A 14,266-nucleotide genomic window follows, 5' to 3' on the forward strand; every position below is an offset into this window, starting at 1 on the left:
CGCACGGCGGGGCGTGGGGAATACCAAAGAAAAACACGGCAGAGGGGCCGCGCGGGGTTCGCCGCCCCGGATTCCGCCGCAGAAACGACGCGGGCTTTCCCTGCCGCACGCAGGGCCGCCCGGGCAAAGGCGCGGGGCAAGACGCCCTGCGGCATGGGCGGTGCGGGCCGGGCGCGGCAAAAAGCTCCCCTCTGCCCCGGTTCAGGAGGCAGAAGCACAGGGCGCGGGAAAGGAGCGGCCGCGCTCCGGGGATGGAGAAACACAGGCCGCAGGCAGAAAACGCACGCGGAAAAGCGCACGGCGGGGCGTGGGGACAACGCCGGGGGAAAACGGGCGCGGATCAGGAAAAGCGCGGCCTGAGGCTCACCTTGCCGTGTTCCGGGGGAGATCCCGGCGCGCCTTTTTTTCCCATGAACGGCTGATGATGAGGGAAGCAAATTCCTCTTCCCCGAAGGCTTCCTTCTGCCCGAGACGGCGCGGCCGCACCTTGGTCACAAGGCTCATGGCCTGCCTGTGCGCCGCGGCAAAGCCCCTGAGGGAAAACTCCACGGGAAAGAAATGCCGCTCATCCCTGCCGATGTCCATTCTGAGCAGGGAACTTTTTTCCGCCTCCCGCAGAAATGCCCGGGAAATATCCATCTCTATGCGGGCTGCCGCCACCTGCCCTTCCAGCGTGTAGTGAAGGCGCGCAGGGCGCACCGTGCCGCCATCCACATGGATGCGCCCTTTCATGGTCATGGGAAAAAACGCCTTCGCCTCCGTGCTTATGGAACCTGCGGCCGGCTCCAGAAGTGTCATCCGGAACCCGCCCACGCTCTTTCCCGAAGATGAGGGGTACAGGTCCAGCACAAGCAGGAGGTTATCCTTCCCCGTGCACAGGCGCACCGCGTCTTCCTTCCCGGTGGAAAGCACCAGGGCGGCCCAGCCGTCATGCAGATGGATGTCGGAAATTTCCGCCGCCCTTGCCTGCAGGGCCGCACCCCATACAGTGATGACCATCAGCATCACCAGCAGCCGGATGTGTTTTCTCATCGCTCTCTTCCTTTTCACGGTATGCGCTGCCTCCATGATAGAGGAAAACGCCCTGCCGCAAAAGCCCTGCCTTGCTCTGAAAGGCCGCTCCGGACGGAATCTTCCCCCGCTGTTGCGGCGCACGGGGCAGGCCGGCATCCCGCACACACCGGCGCCTTTCCCCAACCCCGTGCGGCAGGTCTTCGGCATGTACCTGCCGGGGAACATTCCCCCTGTGCGGCAGGTCTGATGCAGAGGGCGGAACGCGCGGCCGTCCTGCCCTGCCGCCCCGTGCCCGCCCCTCTCCCCTTCCCCTCCCCCGCGAGTCGTCCGGGCGGCTCCGCCTGTATGCTCCATGGGGGCCGCTCAGAGAGGCGCTTCCTCCCCCGCAAAGCCGGCTCCGCCGCCACGCGCCTTCCCGGTTCCGCAGGCCGCAGAACACGGCGAATAATGAAACAGGCCTTTTTTCCGCCCCCTTCTGGACATGGGGGCGGATATGGGTGTACTCTCAGAAAAATATCTTTTGAAATCACACGGTTTCAAAATACCCTGGAGACGCGCGCCGAAGATCCGGCCGCACAAAGCGCAGGCCTTCTGCGGCGCGTGTGCCGCGAGGTCTCCCGCCTGCCACGGGGGGCTTTTCCCGGCACGGGAAGCCGGGCCCTTTCCCATACGGGGGCTTTTCCGGGAGCTTGTCTCACGGGGAGGCAGTTTTCATCTTTTTTCCGGCGTCTGCCGGGCCGGGGGAGCTTCATGGCTGACGAACTCAGGCGCCTGTATCTGGAACCCACCTCACGCTGCAACCTGAACTGCGCCATGTGCTTCCGCAAGAGCTGGGTGGACGAGGAGGCGGGCGACATGGACGAAGCCACCTTCCGCGCGGTGCTTGCGCACCTGCCGCCGGGGGTGGAAACCCTGTTTTTCGGGGGCATGGGGGAGCCGCTCTTTCATCCGCACATCACGGATATGGTGCGCGCGGCCTCTGCCGCCGGTCTGCGTACCGAACTGGTGAGCAACGGTTCCCTGCTCACCGAAGAGCGCTCCGCCGCCCTGCTCGACGCGGGCCTGGACATGCTCTGGCTTTCCGTGGACTCGCTGGAAGAGGCGGATTACGCCGCCATACGCTGCAACGGCAGCCTTGCCGTGCTCAAAAAGCATATTCTTGCCTTCAACCAGCTCCGCTTCCGCCTGGAACGCGAGGTCCGGCTCGGCGTGGCCTTCGTGCTCATGAAGAGCAATGTACGCTCCCTGGCCGACCTGCCCTTCTTCGCCTCCTACTACCATGTGAACGAGGTGAATGTTTCCCACCTCATCCCTACCAGCGAAAGCGCCGCACACGAGGTGCTCTACCATAACGTGCTGCAGAGCGATTTCGGCGGCGACCATGTTCCCCCCGCCGCCCCGCGCATCCATCTGCCCCTCATGGACTGGACACGCCCCGGCGTGCCCGAGGCCGTGGCCTCCCTCCTGAGCGCAGGCATGTGCGAAATCTTCCTCTCCGGCTCCCGGCTCCGCCGACCCGCCCGCCGCTGCCGCTTCGTGGAAGAAGGCATGGCCTTCGTCCGTCACGACGGTATGCTCAGCCCCTGCATGGCCCTCCTGCGCTCCTCCCGCCTCTACTGGGAAGGAAAAACCCGCCTCAATCAACACCTCTTCTTCGGTAATGTCCGCTCCCAGCCCCTCGACCGCCTCTGGCGCTCCCCGGAATACGCCGCCTTCCGCCAGAATGTCCGCGCCTTCGAGTTCTCCCCCTGCTGCCGCTGCTCCCAGTGCGATAACTGGGAACTCTCCCTCCCCGACTGCTACGGTAACCCCGCCCCTTCCTGCGGCGCCTGCCTCTGGTCCGAAGGCATCATCTCCTGCCCCTGATCCCGGACAACACAAAAGAGAAGAGGAAGAAGAGGAAAGGCAGAAAACGCAGGAAAGACAGAAAAGGCAGGCGGGGCTTCGCCCCGTACCCCGGGAAAGGCACCGGGGTGCGGGGCAGGCCCCGCGTGCCTTTCCTCTCTTCCGTCTTTCCTGCGTTTTCTCTCTTTCTGCCGTTTCCGTGGGATTCCGGCCGGGTCTTTTTCCGGTTTTCCGGCATGGGGGGGGGAGGTTGTTCCGCGTCCGGGGGAGGGGGTGGGGGTAGAGCTTGCAATATCTGCCTTCTTTATTTATTTATACTTCGTTGTTTCTCAGAGCACGCACGGCCTTTTTGAGGGGCCGTTTTTTCCGCGGGGCCGGATACGACCCCGGTTCCGGTCGATACGCGGCAAGGACGCGCGGTCGGAGCGGCACGGCGCGCGGGCGCAGCGATCCGCGCGGTGCAGGTTTTCCAAGCAAAGTTTTAACCCATGAGGAAGCGAACGTGAGTTCTCTCGCCCGTAATGAATCTCTCCGCAACATAGCCATCATAGCCCACGTTGACCACGGCAAGACCACGCTGGTGGACGGGCTTTTCAAACAGAGCGGCATGTTCCGCGCCGACCAGGTGGTGGACGACCGTCTTATGGACAGCATGGAACTGGAACGCGAACGCGGCATTACCATTTCCGCCAAGAACTGCGCCGTAGGGTGGAAGGGTGTACGCATCAACATACTGGACACTCCCGGTCACGCGGACTTCGGCGGCGAAGTGGAGCGCGCGCTTTCCATGGTGGACGGCGTGATTCTTCTGGTGGACGCTTCGGAAGGGCCTCTGCCGCAGACACGTTTCGTGCTGAAGAAGGCGCTGGGTCTTGAGCTTCCGGTGATTGTGGTGCTGAACAAGATCGACCGCAAGGACGCCCGTCCTGAAGAAGTGCTCAACGAAGTGTACGATCTGTTCATTGACCTCGACGCCAACGAGAACCAGCTGGAATTTCCGGTGCTGTACGCCATCGGCCGCGACGCCGTGGCCATGAACAACCTGAACGACGAGCGCAAGGATCTTTCTCCGCTGTTCGACGCGATTCTGAAATACATTCCCGCGCCTGCGTATGATCCGGAAGAGCCGTTCCACATGCTGGTGGCCGACCTTGACTATTCCGACTATCTGGGCCGTCTGGCCGTGGGCCGCATCCGCAACGGTCATGCCCACACCAAGGACGCGCTTGTGTGCATAGGCGAAGACGGCAAGCCCCGTCCTCTGCGCGCCACGCGCTTCCAGGTGTACCAGGGCAAGAACATGGTGGACGTGGACGAAGTGGACGCCGGCGACATTGTGGTCATGGCCGGTATTGAAGATGTGACCATCGGCGACACCATCTGCACGGCGGCCGATCCTTCTCCGCTGCCCCGCATCAAGGTGGACGACCCCACCGTGTCCATGCGCTTCGGCATCAACACCTCGCCCCTGGCCGGACGCGAAGGCAAGATCGTGCAGGCCAGAAAGATCCGTGAACGCCTGGACCGCGAAGCCCTGCGCAACGTGTCCATCCGTGTGGAAGACACCGAAGACCGCGACGCCTTCCTCGTCAAGGGCCGCGGTGAATTCCAGATGGCCATCATTGTGGAAACCATGCGCCGCGAAGGCTTCGAGCTCACCGTGGGCAGGCCCGAAGTGATCTTCAAGGAAATCAACGGCGAAAAGTACGAACCCATTGAAGATGTCGCCATCGACTGCGACGAAATCTACATGGGCGTGGTTACCGAAAAGCTCAATTTCCGCAAGGGCCGCATGACCAACTGCGTGAACAACGGCACCGGCCGCGTGCGCCTCACCTTCTCCGTGCCCGCGCGCGGACTCATCGGCTACCGCGACGAGTTCCTCACCGATACCAAGGGTACCGGTATCATGAACTCCAACTTCAGCGGCTACGAACCCTACCGCGGCGACTTCCTCACCCGTATGACCGGCTCCCTCATCGCCGACCGCGCGGGCAACGCCGTTGCCTACGCCCTCTACAACCTCGAACCGCGCGGACGCCTCTTCGTCGTGCCCGGTGACCCGGTCTATGAAGGCATGATCGTGGGCGAACACAGCCGTGACAACGATATCGACGTCAACGCTACCAAGGAAAAGAAACTGACCAACCTGCGCGCCGCCGGTCACGATGAAAATATCATCCTTACCCCCGTGCGCCCCATGTCCCTGGAACAGTGCCTCAACTTCATGCGTGAAGACGAAGTCCTGGAAGTCACCCCCCACTCCCTCCGCCTCAGAAAGGCCGTCCTCTCCTGCGCTGAACGCTACCGCATGGGCGGCGGACGCAAGCGCGTCTAACTGATTCCTTCCCCGGGGTCCCCCCCCGGGGATTTTTTTTGCCCGTCCCCCCTCCCGGAAGACAGAAAACGCAGGAAACGCAGGACGAGAAGAGAGAAAAGGCAGGAAAGGCAGGCGGGGCCTGCCTTTCCTCTCTTCCTGCGTTTCCTCGTTTTGTGCCTTTTCTGCCTTCGGGGTTCTGTTTTGAGGAGCATGCAGGGTTGCCCGAAGGGGGAAAGGCCGGTATGGTGGCAAAAATACGCTGCGTACGGTGACGTACGGGGCAGGTTTCCGCGGGGTGGGTACGATGAAGGAATGCAGCACAAGGGCGCAGAACACGCTTATTTATCTTCTGGCCTTTGTCTGTGCCATAGGGAACCCTGTGGTGCTGCCGAGTCTGCCGTTCATCATGCGGGAATTTGAGCTTTCGGCGCTGGAAACGGGGCTGATCATTTCGGTCTATGCGTTGCCGGGGATAGGGGTTATTCCCTTATACGGGGTTTTGAGCGACCGCATCGGCCGCCGGCCGCTGCTTCTGGCAGGGCTTGCGCTGTGCGGGGCGGGTTCGCTGTTGTGCTATGCGGCGCCGGGCTTTTCCTGGCTGCTTGCGGGGCGCGCGCTTCAGGGGCTTTCCCTTACGCCGCTGGAGGCCATGTGCAACACGCTCATCAGCGACCTGTACGAAGGGGAAGCGCGGATGCGCTTTGTGACCAAGGCAACGGCCATGCAATATTTCAGCATTGCGGTTACGCCGCTTATGGTGTCGTGGCTGCTCACGCTGGGAAGCTGGCGGCTCAGCCTGCTTGCCGCCGCGGCGCTGTGCTTCGGGGCGCTTCTGTTCTGCCTGCCCATGCGCCTGCCCTACAGGCCTTCGCGTTCCGTAAGCCTTGCGCTGTATGCCGCGCACATCAAAAGCATTCTTGCCTCGCCGCGGGTGCTTTCGCTGTTTTCCGTGCGCCTGGGCGCGGCGCTTATTCTTTTCGGGGCCATTTACCCCCATATTTCCCTGCTGGCGGAAGAAAAACTGCACCTTCCCCCTCAGCAGGGTTCACTGCTCTTTGCCGTATACGCGGCAGGCATGTTCTTCGGCGCGCTCTTCTCGCCCATGTGCATGCGCGCGCTGCCGCCCAAAGTCATCGGCTTTGCCGGAGGAGCGCAGGTCGCCGTTTCCATGCTGCTGCTTTTTTTCTGCTCCACTGCATGGGAGGCCCTGCCCGGCCTGCTGCTCGTGGGCACGGGCGCAGGTATGCTGAACGCCTGCTGCGCAGGCCATGTTTCCCTGACTTCCACGGCCGATACCCGCGGATCCATCATGTCTGCGTATTCCACCACGTTCCGCATAGGGCAGTTCTGCGCGCCCCTGCTCTTCGGCCTGTTCTATCAGTTCTGGAGCTTCTCCGGCGTGTTCGGTGCAGGTACATTGCTTGCCTGCGTCGTCACCCTCGCGGCCACCCTCTCCTTCGCCTATGCCCACAGGCTCGAACACGCCCATACCGATATCTGAAAACGCCCCTTATCTTGCCCTCGCCCGGGTACCACAAGCGCCCGTCTGCTCAGGACACACTGTACAGGGTGCGGGGCTTGCACGGTGGCTGTTTCCTTTAACGCCGCGAGTGAATCGCGGCTATTCACAGCCACCGGCCCGGCCGCCTGAAGGCTGGCCGGGTGCCCCAGAGCGTTGATACACGGCTTTCCTTCGCCAACAGAAGCAGAATAAGGCGTTGATACACGGTTATCCTCCGCAAACGAAAGGAAAAACGGTGCGTTGAGCCACGCTTTTTCCAAAGGCGGGAGCCGAATAAGGCAAAAGTCCTCTCTCAACGCCCCTTGTCTTGAAATCCTTTCCTTTGACACGACGGCCCGGCGAATGCCGGGACGGAGTCGGCCTGCGTGAGCGGGTCCGTAAGGACACGTTCACACTGAGGTAGCCGCCGCAGTCCGGTATGCCGGGCCTTTCTGCCTGCGGGTTCCGGGCACAGCAGCGAGTCGAAGGAGAGCCTTTGCGCCAGGAAAGCCCCTGCACTGCAAACTGAGGGGGTCCGGGGGGATGACCTTGCCCTCGCCCGGGTACCACAAGCGCCCGTCAGCGCTGGACACACTGTACAGGGCGCGAGGCTTGCACGCCGCTCAGGCATTTAACGCCGGAAGTAAATTCCGGCTACTTATGCCCGGCGGCCCGGCCGCCTGAAGGCTGGCCGGGTGCCCCAGAGCGTTGATACACGACTTTCCTCCGCAAACTGAGGGGGTCCGGGGGAAATCATTCCCCCCGGCGGGGTCTGGGGCGGAGCCCCGGTGCCTTTTCCGGGGTGCGGGGCGGGCCCCGCGTGCCTTTCCTGCCTTTCCTCTCTTCCTGCCTTTCTCTCTTCTGCCTTTCCTGCGTTTTCCGGGGAGAGAAGCTTCAGGCCATGGTTCCGGGCGGAGCGCTCCGGCCCTCATACGGGGCGGGGCCGGGAGCTACTTTCGTTTGGCCTTTTCCGGAGCTTCGGGGGGGAAGAGGATGTTGTAGACGGCGCGGGTGACGGGGCCTGCGACAGCGCCGCCACCGCCGCCGTGTTCGATCATGGTCACGACGACGACGCGCCTTCCGTCCTTTTCGCCCCAGGAGCCGATCCAGGCATGGTCACGCTGGCGGAATTCCATTTCTGCGCTCTTGAGGCGGCGGTTGCCGTCCATTTTGATCTTGACCACCTGGGCGGTACCGGTTTTACCGCCGATTTTCATATCTGCGCGTTTGAGCACCTTGGCGGTAGCGCCGGGGGCTTCCACGGTCTGCACCATGGCGTTCTTGATCCAGGCGCGGTGGGCGTCGGAAATGGGGCTGCGGCCGGTGACCTCACGCGGGGCGTCGGCAATGAGCTGGGGCTTGAGCAGGTAGCCGCCGTTGATGATGGAAGAGAGGAACACGGCGGTCTGGAGCGGAGTGACGAGGACATGGCCCTGTCCGATGGAGGCGTTGACGGTATCGCCCTGCTGCCAGGACTCCCCGAAGCGGCGTTTCTTCCATGCGCGGGAAGGGACGAGGCCCGTGGTTTCATAGGGCAGGTCGATGCCGGTTTCGCGGCCGTAGCCGCAGGCACGGGCAAAGGCCTCCATATTGTTGATGCCCAGTTTCACGGCCATGCTGTAGAAGTACACGTCGCAGGAATAGATAAGGGAGTGTTCCATATCCACGGCGCCGTGACCGCCGGCTCTCCAGCAGCGGAAGGTATGGTTGCCGAGCTTGAAATGTCCGGGGCAGAACACCTTTTCCTGGGGGGAGATGCCATGTTCGAGGAGCATGCCCACCATCATGAGCTTCCACACCGAACCTGCGGGATAGGCGCTCTGGATGGCGCGGTTCTGCAGGGGGAAGCGGGGATCGCTGCGCAGGGCGTTCCAGTCGCGGGCGGACAGGCCGCCGATGAAGATATTGTTGTCGTAGGCGGGGCGGGTGACGAGGGCGAGGAGCTTGCCGGAATCGGGATCCATGACCACGACGCTGCCGGAATAATCGCCCATGGCCTCCATGACGGCGTGCTGAAGACGCGAGTCGATGGAAAGGGTCACGTTCTGGCCCATGTGCGGCGATTCAATGAGGGTACGGCTCAGGGGGCGGCCGAGCACGTCCACTTCCAGGCGGTACAGGCCCTTCTGACCGCGCAGGCGGCGTTCGAGCACGCTTTCGAGGCCCTGACGGCCCACCATGTCGCCGAGGGACAGATCCGGGTCGTCGGCCAGTTCCTTTTCACTGGCTTCGGCCACATAGCCGAGAATATGGGAGAAGGCCTCGCCTTCGGGATAGTAGCGCCGGGAATGGGTCACCACGCGCAGGCCGGGCCATTTGTAGAGTTCCGCCTCAATGGGGGCCACCTGCTCGAAGGGCATGTCGGTAAGCAGCAGGATGGGGTCGAAACTGCGGCCCTTGCTCCTGTCCTGTTCGTAGCGGGCCTGAAGCCGGTCCAGGGGCACGCCGGTCCAGGCGCTCACCTGAGCGAGGGCGGCCGGGATGTCGGGACAGTATTCCCGCACCAGGGAAAGCCCGTAGGCGGTGCGGTTTTCGGCCACGAGTTCGCCGGAAGCGTCGTAGATTTCGCCGCGCGGGGCAAAGATGCCTTCATCGCGCAGGCGGTTTTCCTGGGCCATGCGCACATAGTCGGCTCCGCGGTGAATCTGCAGGTACCAGAAGCGGGCGCAGAACAGCGCAAAGAGCAGCACGATGCAGCACTGCAGAAGCAGAAGACCGCTTCGCGGCGGCTGATATTCATCGTTGCTGGTTTCTATCTTCATGGAGCGCCCTCCTGCGCAGCACGGCGGCCACCACCCACACCCAGGGGGTGAACAGGGCCTGAAAAACGCATTCGTCAAACAGCAGGGACGGCTCCCACGGAATATCCTGAAGCGTGGTCAGCAGCGCAAACACAACATAGTGCGCACAGGAAAGCAGTATGCCGAAAAGCGTGACGAAAAGAAAGCCCGTGCCCTGCAGAAGCCCGCAGCCCACATGGAAGGCAATGGCCGCAAGGGCGTACCACAGCAGGGTGCCGCCGAAGGCCATGCTTCCCATGCCCTCCTGAAGGAGCACGAAGCACGCGCCCACGGCCAGAATCTGGGGATAGCGGCGCTCCTGAAGGGCAAGAATGAAGCCGGGCAGCAGAAAATCCAGCCCGGGCATGAGGGCCTGCAGCGTGATGCCCGCAAAGGCATAGCAGAGCCACCAGCCGACATTGATCCAGCTCATCGCCGCGCCTCCGCCTCCGGTGCGGGTTCTTCCGGCTTTTCCAGAAGAGGCGTGCGGCGGGTGTACACGGCGTCGCTTTCCGGGGTGATGGAATCGGCGGGACGCTGGAGCAGAAACACTTCTTCCAGCCTGTGAAAGTCCACCAGAGGCTCGGCCTGAATTTCCAGCACGGACGCGCCGGAACGGGAGGCTCCGCCTGTGGATATGGCCGTGACGCGGGCCACGGGTATGCCCTTGGGGAAGCAGGAATCCACGCCCGAGGTGACGAGCAGCTCGCCCACGCGCACCGGAGCATTCTGGCGCACGAAGCGCAGTTCCAGGGGCAGGCCCGGCCCGCCCCCGGCAAGAATGCCCTGCACCCTGCCTTCGGAGGTGATGACGGCCACGCGGGAACCGGTATCGGTGAGCAGCAGCGCCACGGAGGTGCTCGGCCCGGCCTTCAGGATACGGCCCACCACGCCTTCCCAGGAGGTGACGGGCGTGCCGGGAGAAGCGCCGTTCATGTAGCCGCTGGAAAGCATGACCGTGGCAAGGGCGGCGTTGGGGCCCATGCGCCAGGCCAGCACGCGGCTTGCGCGGGCCTGCCAGGAGGCGGGGTATTCCAGGTGCATGAGACGGCGCAGGCGCTCAAGCTCGGCCATGCCCTCGCGCGTGCCTGCAAGGCGCTGCTCAAGGATGCGGAGCCGCTCTTTCAGCTCCTTGTTCTCCTCGCGCACATGGCGCAGATCCACATAGTTGTGCCAGGCGCCGAGCACGTTGTCTTCCACAGTGGCGAAGCCGCGCATGATGCCGCCCGTGAATTCCAGACCCACGGCGGCGCACAGCCTGTCCCACTGGCCGGTGCGCTGGTTCCAGGTATAAATGCCGAGAAACAGCAGCAGCGTGCATATGATGAGAAGGATGACTCGGCGGGGCAGCATGGCAGGACCTCCCCGGAAGGAAAAGGCGTTACGTTCCGGCAGAGCCGTGCCGGATCACGGGAAGACCGCGCGGCACAGGGAAAAGGCCGCCCGGCAGAAAGACTTCCGCAGAAGAAAAAGGTGCCCCGGAAGAAGGGAGAACACCTTTCCGCAGAAAAAAGACTGCGCATCACCCCGGCGCGCGCCGGGATTTCCGCGCTTTCCGAAAGCCGCCTCTTCCGAAGGACGAAAGAGGCGGCAGCAAACGGAAAACGGCGGAAAGAACCGCAGAACTAGTCGATGCACACCTCGCGCATGGTGCGCATGTTGTCGAGAGCAATGCCCGTGCCCATGACCACGGTGGCAAGAGGATCGTCCACGCTGAAGATGGGCAGGGAGGTATCTTCCCTCAGAAGCTGATCGAGACCGCGCAGCAGCGCGCCGCCGCCGGTGAGCACGATGCCGCGTTCCACCACGTCGGCCGCCAGTTCCGGAGGCGTCTGTTCCAGAGCCTGACGCACGGCCTGAACAATGGCGTCCACCTGTTCGGCAATGGCCTTCCGCACTTCTTCGGAAGTGATGATGATGGTCTGCGGAATGCCGGTGACGAGATCGCGGCCCTTGACCTCGATTTCCTTCTCCTCTTCCATGGGATAGGCGGAGGCAATCTGAATCTTGATCTCTTCGGCCGTGGATTCACCGATGAGCATGTTGTACTTGCGCTTGACGTGGCGCAGGATGGCTTCGTCCATCTTGTCGCCGCCCACGCGCACGGAACGGGAATACACGATGCCGGAAAGGGAAATGACCGCCACTTCCGTGGTGCCGCCGCCGATGTCCACCACCATGTTGGCGGTGGGTTCCTGAATGGGCAGGTTCGCGCCTATGGCCGCAGCCATGGGTTCCTCAATGAGGAAGACCTCGCGCGCGCCGGCGCTCAGGGCCGATTCCTTCACGGCGCGCTTTTCCACCTGCGTGATGCCCGTGGGCACGCAGATCATGATGCGCGGCCGCACCAGACGACGCTGATTGTGCACCTTGGAAATGAAATAGCGCAGCATGGCTTCCGTCACTTCAAAGTCGGCAATGACGCCGTCCTTCATGGGACGGATGGCACGGATGTTGCCCGGGGCGCGGCCGAGCATGCGCTTGGCTTCCGAGCCCACGGCGAGTACCTGATTGTTGCCGCGATTGTCCTTCTTCACCGCAACTACGGAAGGTTCGCGCAGAACGATGCCCTGCCCCTTGACATACACACAGGTATTCGCGGTACCAAGGTCGATGGCGAGGTCGTTGGAAAAAACGCCGAGTATGATATCAAAAATCTTGGCCATGGAGTGTTCCGATAAAGGGAGTGAATGGGTGGTTCTAGGCATAGAAAAGGCGGGCTGTCAATACGCTCCGCCCCAGCTTCGGGGACTGTGCCGCGGAACCGGAGGGGAAAAAGTCTCTATCTCGAAACGATTCTTGTCAATCCTTTTTTCATGCCGAAAAAGGCGCGGACCGCCGGAATTCCGGCAGAGCTGCAAAAATCCTTCCCCCGGAGAAGCCCTTCCCCTCCTCCGTGCCGGGAAAAGGCCCGTGTTTCGCCGGGAAAATGCCCGGTGCGCACAGGAAAAAACGCCCCTTGCGCCGAGAGCAGCGTACCGCCCCCCGGCAGGCCCCCGGAACCTGCCCGCCGCCGGAAAAACGCCCCCCGGCGCAGAAAACGCCGTACACCGCGCTCCGCCCCTTCTCATAAAGCCCGCGCAGGCACGGCAAAGCCCTTCTGAAGAGGCCCCGGAAAAGACTTCATCCCCCGTTCCCCAGGCCCCGGCCGCAACAAACTCTCATCCCCCGCGTATCCCCGCAGGAAAACGCCCTCCGGCAGGTCCCGGAACCTGCCCGCCCCGCAATCAGAATCCCCGCCGTGGCCTGCGGAACCTCTGCAAAGCCTCCGGCCCTCAGTCTATAAGGAAGCATGATGAACGAACGCCCCTCTGCCCGCCATCTCAGTCTGGATTCCCGTCTCCGCGCCCTGTTCGGAGAAAAGGTGCAGAAAATTCCCCTGGACGCGGGTTCCACCTGCCCCAACCGCGACGGCGTCCTTTCCACAGGCGGCTGCACCTTCTGCAATGCCGAAGGTTCGGGCACGGGGCAGGCCGCGCTCAGCCTGCGCGAGCAGTGGGATGCGTGGCGCGAGCGCTTCCGCCGCTCCCCCCGCACCAGACACACCCGCCTTTTCCTCGGCTACCTGCAGGCCTTTACCAATACTTACGGACCCGCCTCCCGCCTGCGCGCCCTGCTGGACGAGCTTTCCGCCCTGCCCGACCTCGCCGGCGCCTGCGTGGGCACAAGGCCCGACTGCCTCGATGAAGAAAAAATGGCCCTCATGGCCCGCCTGCCCTTTCAGGAATTCTGGCTGGAAATCGGCGCGCAGAGCTGCAGCAATGCCACCCTCGCCCGCATCAACCGCCACCACAGCGCCGAAGATACCGAACGCGCCGTGCGCCTCGCCGCCGGCTTCGGCGTGCCCGTCTGCCTGCACCTCATGGCCGGCCTGCCCGGAGAATCCGATGAGGACTTCCTCCAGACCGTGCGCTGGGCCGCCACCCTCCCCATACGCGGCGTCAAGCTCCACAACCTCTACTTCCCCAAGGGTACCGTGGTGAACGCCCAGCGCCTGGAAGGCCGCCTCGCCCCCCTCGATCAGGAACAGTACGCCGCCCTCGCCGCCCGTGCCCTCACCCTCCTCCCTTCCTCCGTGGTCATCCACCGCCTCTGCGCCGACCCCGCCCCCGGTGAACTCGCTTCCCCCTCCTGGGCCCTCGATAAGGGCGGTACCCTCCACCTCATCCGCGCCGTCCTCGAATACAACAACTGGTGGCAGGGCAAGGCCTGCAACTGCCCGGATCAGAACCCCTTTGCCTGAAAAAGACAGGAAACGCAGGAAAGACAGGAAAGGCAGGCGGGGCTTCGCCCCGTACCCCGGAAAAGGCAGTTTCCGGGGGGAATGATTCCCCCCGAACCCCCTCGATTGGCAGGGCCGAAGGGGAAGGGAAGGCAAAGGCACTCCTTCGACTCGCTGCCGTGCCCGGAACCCGCAGGCCGAAAGTCCCGGCATACCGGAGAGCGGCCGCAACCTCAGTGTGAGCGTGTCCTTACGGACCCGCTCACGCAGGCCGACTGTTTTCCGCCTGCGCGGAAAACAGTGATAAAGGAAGGAATAAAAAAAATACGGGTATACACCCGGCAATATTCCTATAATGCCCTGATTTTCCTTCCTTATACTCCTTTCTTCTCTGGGCGCCTGTGTGACACAAAGGCCTTTTCTCTCCGGACACGCTGTACAGGGTGCGGAGCTTGCACGACTCGGGCCTTGCTTACGGCGGAAGTGAATTCCGCCTGCGCGGCCCTCGCGGCCCGGCCGCCTGAAGGCTGGCCGGGGGCCCCAGAGCATTGGTACACGGTTATCCTTCGCCAACAGAAGCAGAA

9 protein-coding genes are annotated in these 14,266 nt (G+C 63.1%); 4 read left to right on the top strand and 5 right to left on the bottom strand.

Features of this window, described 5'->3' with window-relative positions; all coding sequences use genetic code 11:
- Window positions 1–363 precede the first annotated feature (363 nt).
- Window positions 364–1,032, bottom strand: coding sequence for a hypothetical protein (locus Q0K07_RS11335; RefSeq protein WP_294559299.1), 669 nt, complete (start codon window positions 1,030–1,032; stop codon window positions 364–366).
- A gap of 732 nt (window positions 1,033–1,764) precedes the next feature.
- Between Q0K07_RS11335 and Q0K07_RS11340 the strand changes: the two genes are divergently transcribed.
- The 3 genes from Q0K07_RS11340 to Q0K07_RS11350 all read left to right on the top strand — a co-directional run bounded on the left by Q0K07_RS11340 (window position 1,765) and on the right by Q0K07_RS11350 (window position 6,680).
- On the top strand, window positions 1,765–2,880 hold the full coding sequence (locus tag Q0K07_RS11340; RefSeq protein WP_294559301.1) for a radical SAM protein: 1,116 nt from the start codon (window positions 1,765–1,767) through the stop codon (window positions 2,878–2,880).
- Between the two features lie 481 nt (window positions 2,881–3,361).
- Window positions 3,362–5,197 (top strand): translational GTPase TypA, encoded by a 1,836-nt coding sequence (gene typA / locus Q0K07_RS11345; RefSeq protein WP_294559303.1) that lies wholly within the window; start codon window positions 3,362–3,364, stop codon window positions 5,195–5,197.
- 286 nt (window positions 5,198–5,483) lie between these two features.
- Window positions 5,484–6,680 carry an MFS transporter gene (locus Q0K07_RS11350; protein WP_294559305.1) on the top strand — a complete coding sequence of 399 codons (1,197 nt, stop codon included), beginning with the start codon at window positions 5,484–5,486 and terminating at the stop codon, window positions 6,678–6,680.
- 950 nt (window positions 6,681–7,630) lie between these two features.
- Here the strand turns inward: Q0K07_RS11350 and mrdA are convergent.
- The 4 genes from mrdA to Q0K07_RS11370 form a co-directional block, all read right to left on the bottom strand.
- Window positions 7,631–9,442 (bottom strand): penicillin-binding protein 2, encoded by a 1,812-nt coding sequence (mrdA, locus tag Q0K07_RS11355; protein WP_294559307.1) that lies wholly within the window; start codon window positions 9,440–9,442, stop codon window positions 7,631–7,633.
- Window positions 9,417–9,893 (bottom strand): hypothetical protein, encoded by a 477-nt coding sequence (locus Q0K07_RS11360; RefSeq protein WP_294559309.1) that lies wholly within the window; start codon window positions 9,891–9,893, stop codon window positions 9,417–9,419. Before Q0K07_RS11360 ends, mrdA begins: the two co-directional genes overlap by 26 nt.
- On the bottom strand, window positions 9,890–10,813 hold the full coding sequence (gene mreC / locus Q0K07_RS11365) for a rod shape-determining protein MreC (RefSeq protein ID WP_294559311.1): 924 nt from the start codon (window positions 10,811–10,813) through the stop codon (window positions 9,890–9,892). Before mreC ends, Q0K07_RS11360 begins: the two co-directional genes overlap by 4 nt.
- Window positions 10,814–11,085: 272 nt before the next feature.
- Window positions 11,086–12,126: a rod shape-determining protein gene (locus Q0K07_RS11370; RefSeq protein ID WP_077072955.1), complete on the bottom strand. Its 1,041-nt coding sequence runs from the start codon at window positions 12,124–12,126 to the stop codon at window positions 11,086–11,088.
- Window positions 12,127–12,752: 626 nt separating this feature from the next.
- Here Q0K07_RS11370 and Q0K07_RS11375 point away from each other — a divergent pair.
- Window positions 12,753–13,703, top strand: coding sequence for a TIGR01212 family radical SAM protein (locus tag Q0K07_RS11375; RefSeq protein WP_294559314.1), 951 nt, complete (start codon window positions 12,753–12,755; stop codon window positions 13,701–13,703).
- Window positions 13,704–14,266: the final 563 nt, after the last annotated feature.

The organism is uncultured Mailhella sp. (assembly GCF_944324615.1).
Taxonomy (GTDB): domain Bacteria; phylum Desulfobacterota; class Desulfovibrionia; order Desulfovibrionales; family Desulfovibrionaceae; genus Mailhella.

Bases quoted from the DNA above. Each gene is read 5' to 3' on its own strand.
- Q0K07_RS11335 (WP_294559299.1), bottom strand. From the start codon at position 1,032: ATGAGAAAACACATCCGGCTGCTGGTGATGCTGATGGTCATCACTGTA.
- Q0K07_RS11340 (WP_294559301.1), top strand. From the start codon at position 1,765: ATGGCTGACGAACTCAGGCGCCTGTATCTGGAACCCACCTCACGCTGC.
- Q0K07_RS11350 (WP_294559305.1), top strand. From the start codon at position 5,484: ATGAAGGAATGCAGCACAAGGGCGCAGAACACGCTTATTTATCTTCTG.
- mrdA (WP_294559307.1), bottom strand. From the start codon at position 9,442: ATGAAGATAGAAACCAGCAACGATGAATATCAGCCGCCGCGAAGCGGT.
- Q0K07_RS11360 (WP_294559309.1), bottom strand. From the start codon at position 9,893: ATGAGCTGGATCAATGTCGGCTGGTGGCTCTGCTATGCCTTTGCGGGC.
- mreC (WP_294559311.1), bottom strand. From the start codon at position 10,813: ATGCTGCCCCGCCGAGTCATCCTTCTCATCATATGCACGCTGCTGCTG.
- Q0K07_RS11370 (WP_077072955.1), bottom strand. From the start codon at position 12,126: ATGGCCAAGATTTTTGATATCATACTCGGCGTTTTTTCCAACGACCTC.
- Q0K07_RS11375 (WP_294559314.1), top strand. From the start codon at position 12,753: ATGATGAACGAACGCCCCTCTGCCCGCCATCTCAGTCTGGATTCCCGT.